The sequence below is a fragment of the Curtobacterium sp. MCBA15_001 genome (assembly GCF_001864835.1).
Classification (GTDB): domain Bacteria; phylum Actinomycetota; class Actinomycetes; order Actinomycetales; family Microbacteriaceae; genus Curtobacterium.
This window is the reverse complement of the sequence record NZ_MJGI01000007.1, coordinates 142457-159949: the sequence shown is the minus strand read 5'-3', so window position 1 is coordinate 159949 and position 17493 is coordinate 142457. Positions and strand designations below refer to the sequence as shown.

General features: G+C 73.7%; 7 protein-coding genes, 1 tRNA gene and 1 other RNA gene. 6 read left to right on the top strand and 3 right to left on the bottom strand.

What is annotated here, in order from left to right; translation table 11 throughout:
- Window positions 1-85 precede the first annotated feature (85 nt).
- Window positions 86-2179 carry a helicase HerA-like domain-containing protein gene (locus tag BIU90_RS04465; protein ID WP_071299026.1) on the top strand — a complete coding sequence of 698 codons (2094 nt, stop codon included), beginning with the start codon at window positions 86-88 and terminating at the stop codon, window positions 2177-2179.
- Window positions 2180-2190: 11 nt separating this feature from the next.
- Here the strand turns inward: BIU90_RS04465 and BIU90_RS04460 are convergent, their stop codons facing one another.
- Both BIU90_RS04460 and BIU90_RS04455 read right to left on the bottom strand, forming a co-directional pair.
- Window positions 2191-2793 carry a hypothetical protein gene (locus BIU90_RS04460; RefSeq protein ID WP_071299025.1) on the bottom strand — a complete coding sequence of 201 codons (603 nt, stop codon included), beginning with the start codon at window positions 2791-2793 and terminating at the stop codon, window positions 2191-2193.
- Between the two features lie 276 nt (window positions 2794-3069).
- Window positions 3070-3154 (bottom strand) — tRNA-Ser (locus BIU90_RS04455).
- Window positions 3155-3273: 119 nt separating this feature from the next.
- Here BIU90_RS04455 and pta point away from each other — a divergent pair.
- Together pta and BIU90_RS04445 are read left to right on the top strand one after the other, a co-directional pair.
- Complete coding sequence (gene pta, locus BIU90_RS04450; RefSeq protein ID WP_071299024.1) at window positions 3274-5418, top strand: phosphate acetyltransferase; 2145 nt, start codon at window positions 3274-3276, stop codon at window positions 5416-5418.
- 65 nt (window positions 5419-5483) lie between these two features.
- Window positions 5484-6680 (top strand): acetate/propionate family kinase, encoded by a 1197-nt coding sequence (locus BIU90_RS04445; RefSeq protein ID WP_071299023.1) that lies wholly within the window; start codon window positions 5484-5486, stop codon window positions 6678-6680.
- Window positions 6681-6732: 52 nt separating this feature from the next.
- On the opposite strand, the gene BIU90_RS04440 is transcribed toward BIU90_RS04445, so the two are convergent.
- Window positions 6733-7407: an SDR family oxidoreductase gene (locus tag BIU90_RS04440; protein ID WP_071299042.1), complete on the bottom strand. Its 675-nt coding sequence runs from the start codon at window positions 7405-7407 to the stop codon at window positions 6733-6735.
- A gap of 37 nt (window positions 7408-7444) precedes the next feature.
- Here BIU90_RS04440 and ffs point away from each other — a divergent pair.
- From ffs to BIU90_RS04425, 3 genes are all read left to right on the top strand, one after another.
- Window positions 7445-7541: signal recognition particle sRNA small type (gene ffs, locus BIU90_RS04435), an RNA gene on the top strand.
- Between the two features lie 166 nt (window positions 7542-7707).
- Complete coding sequence (locus BIU90_RS04430) at window positions 7708-15225, top strand: choice-of-anchor G family protein (protein ID WP_071299022.1); 7518 nt, start codon at window positions 7708-7710, stop codon at window positions 15223-15225.
- Window positions 15226-15435: 210 nt separating this feature from the next.
- Window positions 15436-17493 (top strand): DNA polymerase III subunit gamma and tau (locus BIU90_RS04425; protein WP_175470134.1); only part of this gene is annotated, 2058 nt, incomplete at its 3' end.

The window sequence follows — 17493 nt, the reverse complement described above, 5'->3', positions numbered from 1 at the left end:
GGCGTGGGTGGGCGGCGCGGAGGCCCCGGCAGCGAGGCCACACATCGGCCGGACACGCGGGTTGGCGCGTCCCTAGGCTGTGGCCATGAGCGACGCGGTGGAGCAGGCACGGGCAGCGGCCGAGGCAGCACGGGCCGCCGCCGACGAGGCACGACGACTGGCGGACGAAGCCGTGGCACGGGCCGAGGAGCTCGCCGCAGCGCTGGCAGCGGCAGCACCGGCCCCCACAGAGAGCGCCGAGCCCGCAGCACCAGTCCCCGCGCCGGCCACACCCACGCCACCAGCCCCCGCGGCGAGCCCCGAACCCGCAGCACCAGCCCCCACGCAGGCAGCCCCCGCGCCGGCCACACCCACGGCGGCAGGACCCGAGCAGCCGCCGGCCGCGACGGAACCGGCCCCGGCCCCGGCGGCGACCGCCCCGGCACCGACGACCGCGTCGTCCACCGGCACCGAGCCTCCCGTCGGGCCACTCGACCAGGCGGCCGTCACCGCGATCCGCGACGGCTACGCCGTCACCGGCAGCGCCCTGGAGCTCGGCGCCCTGGTGAACGGCACCGCGCTGCCGGACGTCCAGGTCCGCATCCCGCTCGCGATGCTCAACCGGCACGGGCTGGTCGCCGGCGCGACCGGCACGGGCAAGACGCGCACGCTGCAGGTCCTCGCGGAGCAGATCGCGGCGAACGGCGTGCCGGTGTTCGCGGCCGACGTCAAGGGCGACCTGTCGGGGCTGGCGCTGGCGGGCACCGGGAACGACAAGCTGCTGGCCCGCACGGCCGGCATCGGACAGCAGTGGACGCCCGTCGCGAGCCAGGCGGAGTTCTACTCGCTCGGTGGGCAGGGGACCGGCGTGCCGATCCGGGCGACCGTGTCCGGGTTCGGGCCGCTGCTGCTGTCGAAGGTCCTCGGACTCAACGACACGCAGGAGTCCTCGCTCGGCCTGGTGTTCCACTACGCCGAGCAGGCCGGCCTGCCGCTCGTCGACCTGACCGACCTGCGGAGCGTCCTGACGTTCCTGGTGAGCGATGCGGGCAAGCCCGAGCTGGCCGACCTGGGTGGGCTGTCGAAGCAGACCGTCGGGGTGATCCTCCGCGAGCTCATCACGTTCGCCGACCAGGGGGCCGACCAGTTCTTCGGCGAGCCGGAGATCGACACCCAGGTCTTCCTGCGGACCGCCGCCGACGGTCGGGGCGTCGTCAGCCTGCTCGAGGTGCCGGGTGTGCAGGACCAGCCGCAGGTGTTCTCGACGTTCCTGATGTGGCTGCTCGCCGACCTGTTCAACGAGCTGCCCGAGGTCGGCGACCAGGACAAGCCGAAGCTCGTGTTCTTCTTCGACGAGGCACACCTGCTGTTCAGTGGCGCGTCGAAGGACTTCCTCGAGCAGATCGTCCGCACCGTCCGGCTGATCCGCTCCAAGGGCGTCGGCATCTTCTTCGTCACGCAGACCCCGAAGGACGTGCCGAACGACGTGCTGGCACAGCTCGGGTCGCGCGTGCAGCACCAGCTCCGCGCGCACACCCCGGACGACGCCAAGGCCCTCCGCGCGACGGTCTCGACGTACCCGACGAGCGGGTACGACCTGGGGGAGGTCCTCACCTCGCTGGCCACCGGCGAGGCCATCGTCACGGTGATGAACGAACAGGGCGCACCCACGCCGGTGGCGTGGACCCGCTTGCGTGCGCCCCAGGGGTCGATGGACGCGATGCCGGCGGCCGACCTGGAGGCCCGGGTCGCCGCCTCCCCGCTCCTCGCCACCTACGGCACCCGCGTCGACCCCGACTCGGCGCACGAGATCCTGGCGCGACGCATGGAGGCAGCTGCTGCGCAGGCCGCCGCTGCCGACGCGCACGAGGCGGCCGAGGTCGCCGCTGCCGAGGCCGAGAAGGAGTCGGCCCGTGCGGCTGCTGCCGCCGCCAAGCAGGCGGCCGCAGATGCGAAGCGCGAGGCGCGCGAGCAGGCCACGGCGCAACGGGAGTACGAGCGGACGCAGCGCGAGTTCGAGCAGGCCGAGCGCGCGGCCGAAGCCCGGCGCTCGCGGGGGTCCTCCCGGTCGCGGAGCCGGACGTCGACGTCACGGCGCTCGGGCGACCCGTTGTCGGACCTGCTCGGCGGGGGACTCGGCGGCACCATCGCCAAGGAGGTCGTGCAGGGGATCTTCTCGACGCTGCGGCGACGGCGGTAGGGCCGAGCGGGTCAGCCCTCGTCGGGGGTGCGGAGCGTGCGGGTCTCGTCGGCGCCGCGGAGCGCGCGGGTCTCGTCGGCTCCACGGAGCGTGCGGCGGGCGAAGTCCCGCGCGGGCATCGGTCGACGGACTTCGTCGATCTGCACGCCGAGGGCATCGACGACCTCGTCGATGGCGCCGTCGCCCCAGATGTCCGCGCGCATCCGGAAGAGCCGGCTGCCGTCGGCGTCGAGGGCGACGAGCTCACGCGTGGTCCGGTCGACCGAGCTGCCGAAGGTCGTCCCGAGCACCAGGCTGGCGACGTCCGCACGGGGCAGGGTCCGGGTGGGCGAGACGAGTCCGCGCACGGTCACGACCTGCGGCCCCACGCCGACGAACGCGAAGCGCAGTCGGACGAACGCGAGCCCCACGACCGCGGCGAGCACCACGACCGCGATGACCAGGACGGCCAGGGTCCGCACCGGGAACGAGACCCAGACGAGCGCGACCGCCAGGGGCACGGCGGAGAAGACCACGCTCAGCGCCGTCGAACGGACGATCGACGGGCGCGGTCGGAGCACCAGGTCGTAGGTCGACGGGGTCCTGGCCGTCGGCGGTACGGTCGTGTCCCCCACGGTGCAGCTCCTCTTCCCCGCGAGCGTCCGGACGGATCGCTCGTCGGCCAGCTTAGGACAGCGACGGGACCGTGCGACAGATCTGTCCACCCTTGTCGAGGTCGCTCATGGCGAACGGGGTGCAACCGGGTCCACAGGGTGGGGGACCGGCGGCGCGACGACCGCTGCGCAGGCCCCAGAACGACGACAACGCGGGACCGGTTCGGTCCCGCGCTGCTCGTCGTGATGCTGTCCTGCTGGTCGTGCTGGTCGTGCTGGTCGTGCTGTCCTGCTCGGCGGAGAATGGGGGATTCGAACCCCCGAGGGCTTGCACCCAACACGCTTTCCAAGCGTGCGCCATAGGCCACTAGGCGAATTCTCCTGGTGCCGTCTCGCGACGACACCCCATGGTACAGGTCTTCGCGGGTGTGGAGAACCACCGTCGTCCACAGCCCCCACCGCTCCCAGAGGCGGCTTCGGTCGCGCGGCTACGCTGGGACCGTGTCGACCCGCATCTACATCACGTCAGCAGAAGGACACACGGGCAAGAGCACGGTGGCGCTCGGTGTCCTCGAGACCCTCGCACGCACGGTCGGCCGCGTCGGCGTGTTCCGCCCGGTCGCCCGCTCGGTCGAGGAACCCGACTACGTGCTCGAGCTCCTGCTCCAGCACACCGGCACGAACCAGGCGTACGACGACGCCGTCGGGGTCACCTACGACGACGTGCACGCCGACCCGGACGCCGCCCTCGCGACGATCGTCGGGCGCTTCGGGCAGGTCGAACGGCAGTACGACGCGGTCGTGGTGCTCGGTTCGGACTACACCGACGTGGGCAGCCCCACCGAGCTGTCGTTCAACGCCAAGGTCGCCGCCAACCTCGGCGCACCCGTGCTGCTGGTCCTGGGCGGCCGGGTCTCCGCCGAGCGCGGTGCGCGCACGCCCGCCGACATGGGCCAGGTCGCCGACGTCACGACGAGCGAACTCCGCGCGGCGCACGCCCAGCTGCTCGGCGTCGTGGTGAACCGCGCCGACCCCGATGCCCTCGCCGAGATCTGCGACAGCGTCTCGGCGACGGTGGCGGACCACCACCCGGACACCCCCGTCTGGGCCATCCCGGAAGACGCCGTGCTGGTCGCCCCGACCGTCCGGGCGCTCCTGGCCGCGACGGACGCCACCTTCGTCCGCGGGGACGAGGCCCTGCTCGACCGAGAGGCCCTGGGCACCGTGGTCGCCGGCATGAGCATGGAGAACGTGCTGCCGCGCCTGATCGAGGGCGGCATCGTCGTCGTGCCGGGTGACCGCAACGACGTCCTGATCGCCACCCTGCTGGCGAACCAGTCCGAGACCTTCCCGAGCCTGGCGGGCGTGATCCTCAACGGCGGGTTCGAGACCGCGCCGCAGATCACCCGGCTGCTCGAGGGACTCTCCAGCTCGCTGCCGATCGCGACGAACCACCTCGGCACGTACGACACCGCGCTCCGGATCACGCAGACCCGCGGGCGTCTGGCGGCGGACTCACCGCGCAAGGCCGACCTGGCGCTGGCGCTGTTCGAGCGGCACGTCGGCGCGGACGAGCTGCTCGCGCGGCTGCAGGTCACGCCGTCCGGGGTCGTCACGCCGCTGATGTTCGAGCACGGGCTGATCGACCGTGCACGGGAACACGCCAAGCGCATCGTCCTGCCCGAAGGCGACGACGACCGGATCCTCCGCGCGGCCTCGACCCTGCTGCAGCGACAGGTGTGCGCGCTGACGATCCTCGGGGACCCCGCAGCCATCCGTGCCCGTGCGACCGAGCTCGGCCTCGACCTCGACGCCGCCGACCTGGTGTCGCCGTTCGACCCCGAGCTGCGGGAACGCTTCGCCGAGGAGTACACCCGGCTGCGGGCCCACAAGGGCATGAGCATGGAGCTCGCGCGCGACACCGTCACCGACGTGTCGTACTTCGGCACGATGATGGTGCAGCTCGGGCTGGCCGACGGCATGGTCTCCGGCGCGAAGCACACGACGGCGCACACGATCCGGCCGTCGTTCGAGATCATCAAGACCCGCCCGGACACGTCGATCGTGTCGAGCGTGTTCCTGATGGCCCTCGCCGACCGGGTCCTGGTCTACGGCGACTGCGCGGTGATCCCGGACCCGTCGAGCGAGCAGCTCGCCGACATCGCGATCTCGTCCGCCGAGACCGCCACCCAGTTCGGCATCGACCCGCGTGTGGCGATGCTGAGCTACTCGACCGGCGACAGCGGCTCCGGTGCCGACGTCGACAAGGTGCGTGCGGGCACGGCGTTCGTCCGGGAACGCCGCCCCGACCTGCTCGTCGAGGGGCCGATCCAGTACGACGCCGCCGCCGACCCGACCGTCGCCAGCACCAAGATGCCGGACTCGCCGGTCGCCGGACACGCGACCGTGTTCATCTTCCCGGACCTGAACACCGGCAACAACACGTACAAGGCCGTGCAGCGATCGGCCGGCGCCGTCGCGATCGGTCCGGTGCTGCAGGGGCTGCGCAAGCCGATCAACGACCTGTCCCGGGGTGCGCTCGTGAGCGACATCGTCAACACCGTGGCCATCACGGCCATCCAGGCCGGAACGGCCGACGTCCCCGCGCCCGGCACTGCGACCGGCACCGCGACCGACGCGGCCTGACCGCCGGTCCGCACCCGAGCCTCCCGACCGGCCCCACCGGGCCACCCACAGAAAGCGAGCCCCTCGTGACCGCCGCCCTCGTCGTCAACTCCGGATCGAGTTCGTTCAAGTACCAGCTCATCGAGCTCGACGGTGAGCGGACCCTCGCGTCCGGACTCGTCGAGCGCATCGGCGAGTCCAGCGGGTCGTGGAAGCACACGAACGCGCTCACGGGGGAGTCCGCCTCGAACGACGCGGCCCAGGTGCCGGACCACGCCGCCGGGTTCCAGGCGATGCTCGACGCCTTCGCCAGGACGGGGCCCTCGTTCGACGAGCACCCGCCCTCGGTCGTGGGGCACCGCGTGGTGCACGGCGGGACCACGTTCGACCGGGCGACCGTGGTGACCCCCGAGGTCGAGCAGCAGATCGAGGCACTCGCCAGCCTGGCCCCGTTGCACAACCCGGCGAACCTCGAGGGGATCCGTGCGGCGCAGCAGGTCTTCGCGGACGTGCCGCACGTCGCCGTGTTCGACACCGCCTTCCACCAGACGATGCCGCCGCACGCCTACACGTACGCGATCCCGGCCGACCTGGCCGAGCAGTACCAGATCCGGCGCTACGGCATGCACGGCACGAGCCACAAGTACGTCTCCGAGCAGACCGCCGTGTTCCTCGGGCGCCCGCTCGCCGAGCTGAAGACGATCGTGCTGCACCTGGGCAACGGCGCCTCGGCCGCGGCGATCGACGGTGGCCGGTCCATCGAGACCTCGATGGGACTCACCCCGCTCGAAGGACTGGTGATGGGCACCCGGTCGGGCGACCTGGACCCCGCGGTGCTCATCCACCTGCACCGACGGGCCGGGCTGTCGTTCGACGACCTCGACGACATGCTCAACAAGCGCTCGGGGCTGCTCGGGCTGACCGGCAACGGCGACATGCGCGACGTGCAGGCAGCCGCGATCGACGGTGACGAGACGGCCGAGGCGGCGCTCGCCGTGTACCGGCACCGCATCCGTCGCTACGTCGGCGCCTACACCGCGCAGCTCGGCGGGCTCGACGCCGTGGTGTTCACCGCGGGCGTGGGGGAGAACAACGCGCTGCTGCGTCGCCGGGTGCTGGCCGGGCTCGAGCACCTGGGGATCGAGATCGACGACGACCGGAACGAGCTGCACTCGCGCGAGGCTCGGGTCATCTCGACGGACGTGTCCCGTGTCGCCGTGCTCGTGATCCCGACGAACGAGGAACTCGAGATCGCGCGGCAGTCCGCGGCGGTCGCGCTCTAGCCGAGCGCGTGCCCCGTCCGCGCGTGCGTCGACCACGCGCGGGCCGGTCGCGCTAGCTGAGCGCGCTCAGCGCTGCCGGGATCGGCGTGTTGCCGCTCGTCACCTCGAACTGCACGCCCACCGCGGTGTCGTCGAGCAGGGCGTGCAGCACGACCGCGGCGACGTCCGCCCGGGGGATCGAGCCCCGGGGGACCGTGCGGCCGACCGAGACCGTCCCCTGCGGCGGCGTGTCGAGCAGGCCACCCGGGCGGACGATCGTCCAGCGCAGTCGTCGCGCACGCAGGTCGGCGTCGGCCTCGGACTTCGCGCGCAGGTACACCTGGAACACGGCGCGGTCGTCGGCGGCCGGGACGACGGCCTGCTCACGGTCGTACGCGTCGGCGCCGAGCGCGGAGATCATCACGTAGCGCTCGATGCCCATCCGGACGGCGGCGTCGGCGAGCAGCACCGCCCCGTCGCGGTCGACGGTGAGCTTCCGCTCGGCGCCGCTGTTCGGCCCGGCACCGGCGGCGAACACCACCGCGTCGACGCCGCGCAGCCGCAGGGCGAGCTCGTCGTCGTCGAGCTGTTCGAGGTCGGCGACGATCGCCGCCGCCCCGGTCTGCTCGACGTCGGACACGTGCGCGGGGTTCCGGACGATGCCGACGGCCTCGTGTCCGGCGTCGACGATCAGGCGGGCGAGGAGGAGGGCGATCTGGCCGTGGCCCCCGGCGATGGCGATCTTCATGTGTTCGATCATGCCCGTCGCGTCCGGTAGACTTCTCGGCGGCTCCTCACGTGACGCCATCCAGGCCAACTCCCCCAGGGCGGAAACGCAGCAAGGGCAACCGGGCTCTGGCGGGTGCGTGAGGAGTCTTTTCTGTGTCTCGACAGGTGACGACTCCCTGATCGTGTGCAAAGATCCCTCACAGGAGCCCCCAACCAGGCTCCGGAGTCCCTCACCAGGACTCCAGCAGTGTCGTCGGCCAACCACCGACGACGTCCGAGGATCAGGTGACGGGTGCGCCCGTCAGGATGAGGAACACGCATGCGCAAGCACGTGTCGCTTCGTGGTACCCGCGTACCCGGGTCAGGCGACGGCAGCCCCCGCACCCCCCGAGAACGAGGCCTGCTGCTGCGCAGCGGAGTCGTCGCGACGGTCACGGCACTGCTCGCCGCGACGGTGGCGATCCAGCCGGCCAGCGCGGCGCCGACCGACGTCGCCGAGGCCGAGGGCGTGCTGCTCGGCGGCTCGGGCATCGTCGACGTCGATGCGGTCGCACAGCTCGCCGGGGCCTACTCGGCGCGCGGAGCGACGAGCGGCGGGGGCACCACGAGCCAGCCGGTCGACGTCACGGCCCTGAACGCGGTGAACGTCGACCTCGGCAACGACATCGACCTGCTCGGGGCGAACGGCATCCTGACGCTCGGCGTCGCCGGGCAGTACGCCACCACGTCGGCCACAGGGGCGACCGCATCGTCCGGGCTGGTCACCGGCAACGGCGGCATCGGCGTCGGCACCGGGACGAACGGCTCGGGCGCGACGGTGGACCTCAACCCGCTGCTGACGCGTGTCGGTGCGGCCCCGAGCGTCCTGGCCGACGGCCGGCTGACGATCGGGGCGTTCGCATCGACGATCGCGGCGAACCGTGGCACGGCGGTGACGACGACGAGTGACTACCGGATCGCCGGCGCACAGCTGCGCCTGCAGAGCCCCGCGGTGTCCGGCCTGACCACCGCGCTGCGATCGGACCTGCGCACGTTCTCGTCCGGGGTGAACGCAACGGTCGGGGCGAACGGGGCCCTCAGCGGGGTCACCACCCAGCTGACGACGGGGCTCACCGGAGCGCTGTCCTCGCTCGGGGTCGTCTCGTTGAGCGGCACCACGGCGCGGGCGACGGTGAACCTGAACCTCGACGACACGCTCACCCAGGTGCTCGCGCAGCCGCTCACCTCCGGTGCGGTCACCATCACGCCGTCGACCGGTGCGATCACGGTCGACCTGGACCAGCTCACGGCGCTCAACGGCCAGCCCGCGAACACCCCGGTGCTGACCCAGCAGGCCGTCGCCTCGATCAACGCCGCCATCGCCGACGTCCTCGGACGCCAGCTGCCGGCCGCGCTGCAGACCGCCGTCGTCAACACGGTGAACTCGACGGCGATCTCGGTCCGGGTCACCGCCAACGCGACGCTCGCCGGCCTGCCCGTCGCGCCGCTCGACATCACCGTCGCGACGACGATCGGGCAGCTGCTCGGCACCGTCGCCGGTCCGGCACCGACCGTCACGGTCACCGGCCTCGGCCTGTCCAGTGGGGTCCTCCAGCCCCTCGTCACCCCCGTCGTGAACACGGTCCTGCTGCCGGCGGTGCGAACGCTCGTCGGCCCCCTGGTGACCGGCGACGCGCTCGTCGCGCTCGGACGCACCCTGACGGCCACGACGACGGCGGTCGCGGACCTGCTCGCGCCCGTGGTCCTGCTGCTGCGTCAGGTCATCGACGTGACCGTGAACGCGCAGGACACGACCACCGGCTTCCGTGACGGTCGCGGCACCGACGCCGGCGCGCAGAGCGTGCACGCCCTCCGCCTGTCGGTCCTGCCCGGGGCGGGTGTCGCCACCGTCGACCTCGCCACCTCCACGGTGCGTGCGACCGCGATCGCCCCGGTGGCCATCACCGCGCCGACGGCCGGAGCGCAGTTCAGCGTGCCGTCCGCGTCGGCCACCCGCTCGGTCACGATCAGCGGCACGGGGGAGCCCGGCGCCACGATCACCGTCGACCTCGGCAACGGCCGGACCGCCACCACGACCGTCACGGCCGGCGGCACCTGGACGACCGCGGTCCCCGCCCTGCCGACGGGCAGCTACACCGCAACCGCGACCCAGACCCTCGGCGGCACGACCCTCGGCACGGCGACGCGGGCCTTCTCCGTCGTCGCGCAGCAGGCCCTCACGATCGCCACCCCGACGTCGGGGCAGACCTTCACGGTCCTCGGGTCCTCCGCTCCCGTCACCCTCACCGGCACGGCGACGCCGAACAGCACGGTCACCGTCGACCTCGGCGGCGGCCGGACCGCCACCGGCACCACGAACGGCTCCGGCGCGTGGAGCGTGACGGTGCCGGACGTGCCCGTCGGCTCGTACACGGCCTCGGTGACCCAGACCGTCGGGGACACCACGTCGGCGCCGGTGACGCGGGCCTTCCAGGTCGTCGCCGCCGCTGCGCTCACCGTCACCACCCCGACCGACGGCCAGGACCTCCCGGTCGCCGACGCCGACGCGACCCGCGACGTCACCGTCGCGGGCTCGGCCCAGGCCGGCGCGACGATCACCGTCGACGCCGGTGACGGCCGCACCGCAACCACCACCGCCGGCACCGACGGCCGCTGGTCCACCGTCGTCCCGGGCGTCCCCGCCGGGTCGTACACGGCGAGCGTCACCCAGACGGTCGGCGGCACCACCAGCGCCCCGGTCGAGCGCGACTTCACCGTCACGCCCGCCGCCGCGCTGACGATCGCCACCCCGGCCGACGGCACCGAGCTGACCGTCGCCGACGCCGCGTCCACCCGGCCGGTCACCGTCACGGGTTCGGCAGCGCCGGGCGCCCGGGTCGACCTCGGCATCGGCGGCGCGTTCACCGCGTCCGTCACGGCCGACGGCAACGGCGCCTGGACGGCCACGTTCGCCGACGTCCCGGTCGGTCCGCGGACGGTCACCGCGACGCAGACGGTCGCGGGCACCACCTCCGGTCCGGTCACGTCGTCCTTCACGATCGCAGCCGGCGACCCGGTCGTGGTCACCGCGCCCGCCGACGGCGCCGTCGTCCGGATCCTGGGCACGACGACCGACCTGCCCGTCACGGGCACCGCGGAACCCGGTGCCGAGGTCGACGTCAGGCTGGCGACCGGCCGCACCGCGACGACCACCGCGGACACGGACGGCACCTGGACCGTGACCTTCGCGGACGTCCCGCTCGGCCGGTACACGGTCACGGCGACGCAGACCGTCGGCGGCACGACCTCGTCCGCTCCCGACCGGGTCGTGACCGTCGAACGAGCGGCTGCGCTCGCCGTGACGACCCCGACGCAGGGTGTGACCACGACGGTCGCGCAGGAGTCCTCGACGATCGACGTGCCCGTCAGCGGCACCGCCGAGCCGGGTGCCACCGTCACCGTCGTCATCGACGACGGTGACCCGGTGACGCTCACCGCAGGGACCGACGGCACGTGGAGCACCACGCTGCCGGCCGTCGCGACCGGTGACCACACCGTGTCGGTCACGCAGACCGTCGGCGGTGTCACCTCGCCCGCGGTCGACCGCGACCTCACGGTCGTGGCCGGCGACGCGCTCGTCATCGAGACGCCCACCGACGGTCAGGAGGTCCCCGCACGCGGCGACGGCACCGCCGGCGCGATCGCGACCGGGACCGCCGAGGCCGGTGCCACCGTCACGGTGCGCTTCGACGACGGCGCTCCGATCGTGGTGACCGCGGACGCGGACGGCCGTTGGACCGCCCCGGCGACGGGCAGCACCGCGCTGGCGGTCGGTCAGCACACCGTGACGGCGACGCAGTCCGTCAACGGCACGGACGGTCCGCTCGTCGAGCGCGACTTCACCGTCGTCCCCGGCCGCGCGATCACCATCGACACCCCGCCGGTCGGGACCCGGTTCGTCGTGGTCGCCGAGGACGCGACGACCGACGTGGCCGTCTCCGGAACCGCCGAGCCCGGCGCCGCGGTGTCCGTCGTCGTCGGTGGGGGCACCGCCCTCACGACGTCCGCTGACCCGCTCACGGGAGCGTGGACGGTCACGGCACCGGGGCTGGCTCCGGGCGGGACCGTCACCGTCGAGGCGACCCAGACCGTGAACGGCATCAGCACGAGCGCGCTGCCGACGTCGTTCCGCGTCGTCACGGCCAGCCCCGTCCGGATCACGGACCCGGGTGCCGACACGACCACCACGGTCGCCGGCGAGGACGTGTCCACGCCGGTCACGCTCTCGGGCACCGCACAGCCCGGTGCCGTCGTCACCGCGACGACGCCCGGCGCCCCGGACCAGACCACCACGGTCGCTCCCGACGGCACCTGGACGGTCACGTTCCCGGCGCTCGGCGTCGACGAGCACCCCGTGTCGGTGACCCAGACGCTCGGCGGTGCCACCTCGCAGCCGGTCGACCGGACCGTCACCGTCGTGGCGGCCGACCCGGTCACGGTGACCACACCGGAGCCGGACACCGTCCTCTCCGTCATCGGCGAGGACGGCACGCGGGACGTCACCGTCACCGGGACCGCCGCCGCGGGCGCGCCCGTCACCGTGCGCCTGGGCGACGACGAACTGGCGACCACCGCGGACGCGGACGGCGCCTGGACGGTCACCTTCACCGGTGTGCCGGTCGGTGACCAGCCGCTCAGCGCGACCCAGACCGTCGGCGGCACCACGGCCTCCAGTCCGGGACGCACCGTCTCGGTCCAGGCGGCCGCTGACATCGTCCTCACCGCGCCGGCGGACGGGACCACGCTGACGGTCGCGGACGCGAACGGCACCGCGGACGTCGTGGTGACCGGGACGGCGCAGCCGGGGGCGGTCGTCACCGTCACGTTCTCCGACGGCAGCACCCGGACGGTCACGGCCACCGACGGCACGTGGACGGTCACGTTCGCGGACGTCACGGTCGGCGACCACAGCGTGAGCGCCACCGAGCGCTTCGACGGGCAGACCTCGGAGCCCGTCAGCGCGACGGTCTCAGTCGCCGCCGGAGCCCCGCTCGCCGTCACCGACCCGGTCGGCGCCACCCGCGTCACCGTGGCCGACGGTCAGGCGACCACCGACGTCGACTTCGTCGGCACCGGCCAGCCCGGGGCGACCGTCACGGTCGACCTCGGGGACGGCGGCACCGCGACCACCACGGTCGAGGACGACGGCACCTGGAACGTCACCGTGCAGGCGGTGCCCGCGGGATCGTGGACGGCGCGTGTGCGCCAGTCGGTCAACGGCACCACGAGCGCCGCGGTCGAGCGCCCGGTGTCCGTGGTGGCCGCGGCCGCCCTCACGATCCGGCAGCCCGACGCGGACGAGCCGATCACGGTCGCCGACCCGGACCAGACGACCACGGTCGTCGTCGCCGGTGACGCGCAGCCCGGCGCCACGGTCGCGGTCCGCATCGACGACCGGGACCCGGTCGAGGTCACGGCGGGGCCGGACGGCAGCTGGTCGGTCGAGGTCCCGGACCTCGGCGTGGGCCCGCACGACGTCAGCGTCACGCAGACCGTCGAGGGCTCGACCTCGACGACGCCCGTCGAGTCGATGTTCACGGTCGAGGCCGGTGCGCCGGTGCGGGTCACCGCGCCGACCGCGGACGCCGAGTACCTGCTCGGCGACGCGGACGCGACCACCACCGTCGAGGTCACCGGCACCGCCGAACCCGGCGCGACCGTGGTCGTCGACCTCGGCGACGGTCGGAGCGGGTCCACCACGGTCCGTCCCGACGGCGCCTGGACCGTCCAGGTGCTCGACGTCGGCGCCGGCGACCCGGTCGTCAGCGTGACGCAGCGTGTCGGCGACACCGAGTCCGCCCCGGTCACCGTGCCCGTGCACGTCGTGGCCGCCGACCCGGTGACCATCGTGACGCCCGTCGCGGACTCGACGATCCGGGTGGCGCAGGACGACTCGACCACCACGGTGACCGCGTCGGGCGCCGCCCAGGCGGGCGCCACCGTCCGGGTCACCCTGGACGACGGCACCGCGCAGACCGTGACGGCGACGACCGCCGGCACGTGGTCCGTCGAGCTGCCGGACGTCGGGACCGGTCCGCACACCGTGCAGGCCACCCAGACGGTCGACGGGTCGACCTCCGCAGCCGTCACCACGCGGTTCACGGTGGCCGGCGCGACCACCCTGGCGATCGACGCACCGGCAGCCGGTGCGACGGTCACCGTCCCGGCCGGATCGACCGGTGCGGACGTGGTCGTGAACGGCACCGGGGAGCCCGGCGCCACCGTCCGGATCGTCGCCGACGGCGGCGACGCGGTCACGGCGGTCGTCGGCCCCGACGGTCGCTGGACGACCACGCTGACGGACCTCGCCGAGGGCCCACACGCCCTCGAGGTCACCCAGGTCGTGAACGGCACCACCTCCGACCCGGTCCGTCGCGCCTTCACCGTCGCGGTCGCCGAGCAGGACGCGGTCGTCGTGACCGCACCGGCGGCGGGCACCACCTACCGCGTGCTCGGCGACGCCACGGACGTGACGGTCGGCGGCACGGCAGCGGCGGGTGCGACGGTCTCCGTGACCATCGACGGCGGCACACCGGTGACGACGACGGCGGGCGACGACGGAGCGTGGACCGTCACGGTGCCGGGCATCGGCCTCGGGGCCCACACCATCGTGGCGACCCAGACCGTGGACGACGTCGAGAGCGCCGCACCCGAGGTCGGGTTCTCCGTGGTCGCCGCCACGCCGGTCACGGTCACGAGCCCGACCGACGGGCAGGTCCTGCCGACGACCGGTGCGACCGTGTCCGTCCCGGTGAGCGGCACCGCCGAGCCCGGGGCGACGGTCACGGTCGACGTCGACGGGCAGACCGGCACGACGACCGCCGGCGACGACGGCTCGTGGACGGTCACGATCGTCGACGTCCCAGCGGGCGCACACACCGTCGCCGTCACCCAGACGGTGGGCGGCGTGACGTCCGACCCGGTCACCAGCGGCATCACGGTCGTCACCGCGTCGCCGACGGACATCGTGGTCACCGCTCCCACGGCGGGGCAGCTGATCGCGGCCTCCGGCCCCGGTGGCACCGCCTCGTTCCCGGTGACCGGCACGGCCACACCGGACGTCACGGTCACGGTCACCCTGTCCACCGGGCAGGTGCGGACCACCACCGCCGACGGCACGGGCGCCTGGACCGTCACGTTCGACCGGGTCCCCGCGGGGAGCTGGACGATCCGTGCGGTGCAGACCTTGGACGGGGTCGACCAGGCAGCACCGGAGGTGCCGATCGTGGTGCAGGCGGTCGCTCCGCTGACGATCACCTCGCCACTGCCGGGAGCACACCAGAGCGCGTCCGCCGACGGGACCGCTGCCTGGCGGATCGCGGGTACCGCCCAGCCGGGTGCGACCGTCACGGTCGTGGTGGACGGCGGCACCTCGCTGACGACGACGGCCGGCCCGGACGGCGCGTGGTCGGTCGTGGTCACGGCCGGGGTCGGTGACCACTCGGTGGTGGTCACGCAGACCGTCGACGGGGCCACGTCGGCCCCGCAGTCGACGACCTTCGTGGTCGACCCGGCCAGCGGTCCGGGCACGCCTGGGGACCCGGGTACGCCCGGGACGCCCGGCACGCCGGGGACGCCCGGGCTTCCGGGAACGCCTGGTGCGCCCGGTCTGCCCGGGACCGGCGGGACCGGCGGGACCGGGGTCGGTTCCGGCGCGGCCGGCGGCTCGGGTGACCTCGCCTTCACCGGCGCGGCCGTCGGACCGCTCGCGGCCGCGGCCGGCGGCCTGGTCGTCCTCGGGTTCCTGCTCCTGGGGCTGTCCCGCCTGGCACGCCGCATCCGCCGTCGGGTCGGCTGAGGTCCGCACCCGCTGCCACCGCGCCTCCTGTCCGTCGCACTGACGGCCAGGAGGCGCGGTGCGTCCCCGGTGCGTCGCTACCGGATCGCGCGTGGTGCGTCGGGCGCGGTGCGCGGCGCTCGTCCTGCACCGGGTGCGCGGTGTCGTGCGCTGTGCACAGGGGCCGCGGGACGGCCTCCGCCTGTCGGCCGTCCCGGCTACCCTTGCCTGGTGGTCACCGCCCTGTATCGCCGTTACCGGCCCGAGAACTTCGCCGAGCTGATCGGGCAGTCGCAGGTCACCGACCCGCTCCGGACCGCCTTGCGCACCAACCGCGTGAACCACGCGTACCTGTTCAGTGGTCCGCGCGGCTGTGGCAAGACGACGTCGGCCCGCATCCTGGCGCGCTGCCTGAACTGCGCCGAGGGCCCGACCGACACCCCGTGCGGCGTCTGCCCCAGCTGTGTCGAACTGGCGCGCGGTGGCAGCGGTTCCCTCGACGTGATCGAGATCGATGCCGCCAGTCACAACGGTGTGGACGACGCCCGCGACCTGCGGGACCGTGCGGTGTTCGCCCCGGCGCGCGACCGCTACAAGATCTTCATCCTCGACGAAGCGCACATGGTCACGCCGCAGGGCTTCAACGCGCTGCTCAAGCTGGTCGAGGAACCGCCGGAGCACGTCAAGTTCATCTTCGCGACCACCGAACCCGAGAAGGTCATCGGCACGATCCGGTCGCGCACGCACCACTACCCGTTCCGCCTGGTCCCGCCCGCGGCGATGCTCGAGTACGTCGAGCAGCTCTGCACGCAGGAGTCCGTCTCCGTCGACCCGGGCGTGCTGCCCCTCGTCGTCCGTGCCGGCGGCGGTTCGGTCCGCGACACCCTGTCCCTGCTCGACCAGCTCATCGCCGGCAGCGAAGACGGTGCCCTGCGCTACGAGCGTGCCGTCGCGCTGCTCGGGTACACCGACAGCGCCCTGCTCGACGACGTCGTCGACGCCCTGGCCGTGGCGGACCCGGGGTCGGCCTTCGCCGCGGTGGACCGGGTCGTGCAGACCGGGCAGGACCCGCGCCGCTTCGTCGAGGACCTGCTCGAGCGGCTGCGTGACCTGATCGTCGTCGCCGCGACCAACGAGAGCGCCGGGGCCGTGCTGCGCGGGGTGTCCCCGGAAGAGCTCGACACGATGTCGCGGCAGGCGGGGGTCTTCGGGGCCGCCGGGCTGTCGCGGGGTGCCGACATCGCCAACCGGGCCCTGACCGACATGACCGGGGCGACCTCGCCGCGGCTGCACCTGGAACTCATGATCGCCCGCATGCTCGTGCCCGAGGCGGACGACACCCAGCGCGGTGCCATCGCCCGGGTCGAGCGGCTCGAGCGTCGTGTCGGGGTGGGCGACGCCGGGGGACACCACGCGCCCGCCGAGGTTGCCGAGTCGACGCGCACGGCTGCCGCGCCCGCGGTACCCGCTGCTCGGACCGCCCCTGCTCCGGCTGCGGCCGCGCCGTCGACCGCTGCGCCGACCGGCGATGGCGGGGCGGCGGCGTCACCGTCGGCCGAGTCGCCTTCGTCGTCGGCACCCTCGTCGTCCTCGTCGTCGGCGCCATCGTCGTCCTCGTCGTCCGCCTCGTCCTCGTCGGGCGGGCGGGAACCGGCGGCGACGCAGTCCGCTCCCGGAGCCGCGGCCAGCGCTGCACAGGACGCCACCGCGTCGTGGGCCGCCGTCGCGCCGAGCACCCCCCACGCCGAGTCCACCGCGCCGGCACGGCCGTCCGAGCACATGGAGACGGCATCGTCCTCGTCGACCGGGCAGGGGACCGTCATCGGTTCCGAGCCGGCCGTGCAGCCGATCGCCGCGGTCGGGCTGCAGCAGATGCGGGATGCCTGGCCGCAGGTGCTCGAGCACGTGCAGCGTGCCAAGCGTTCGGCGTGGACGGTCATCGTCACCGCGCAGGTCACCGCGCTGCGCGACGACGTCCTCGCGCTGACGTTCCCGAGCCAGCAGGACGTCGCCTCGTTCAAGGAGATGTCCGACCCGACGACCAGCGTCAGCGAGCTCGTCCGCCAGGCGATCATCGACGTGCTGGGCTTCCGCGTGAAGTTCGTCGCGCGCGGTCCCGGCGGTGCGGGCCCGAGCGGACCGGGGGCACAGCGTCCCGGCGGTGCCGGCACAGGAGCAGGTGGCCGCGCAGGCGCAGGCGCAGGCGCCGGTGTCCGTGCGCCCACCGGTGGCGGCGCGGGAGACCGACCTCGACCGGCCACCCCCGACACCACCACCCCCGACCCCACC

Bases quoted from the DNA above. Each gene is read 5' to 3' on its own strand.
- BIU90_RS04440 (WP_071299042.1), bottom strand. From the start codon at position 7,407: ATGAAGATCGCCATCGCCGGGGGCCACGGCCAGATCGCCCTCCTCCTC.
- BIU90_RS04465 (WP_071299026.1), top strand. From the start codon at position 86: ATGAGCGACGCGGTGGAGCAGGCACGGGCAGCGGCCGAGGCAGCACGG.
- BIU90_RS04430 (WP_071299022.1), top strand. From the start codon at position 7,708: ATGCGCAAGCACGTGTCGCTTCGTGGTACCCGCGTACCCGGGTCAGGC.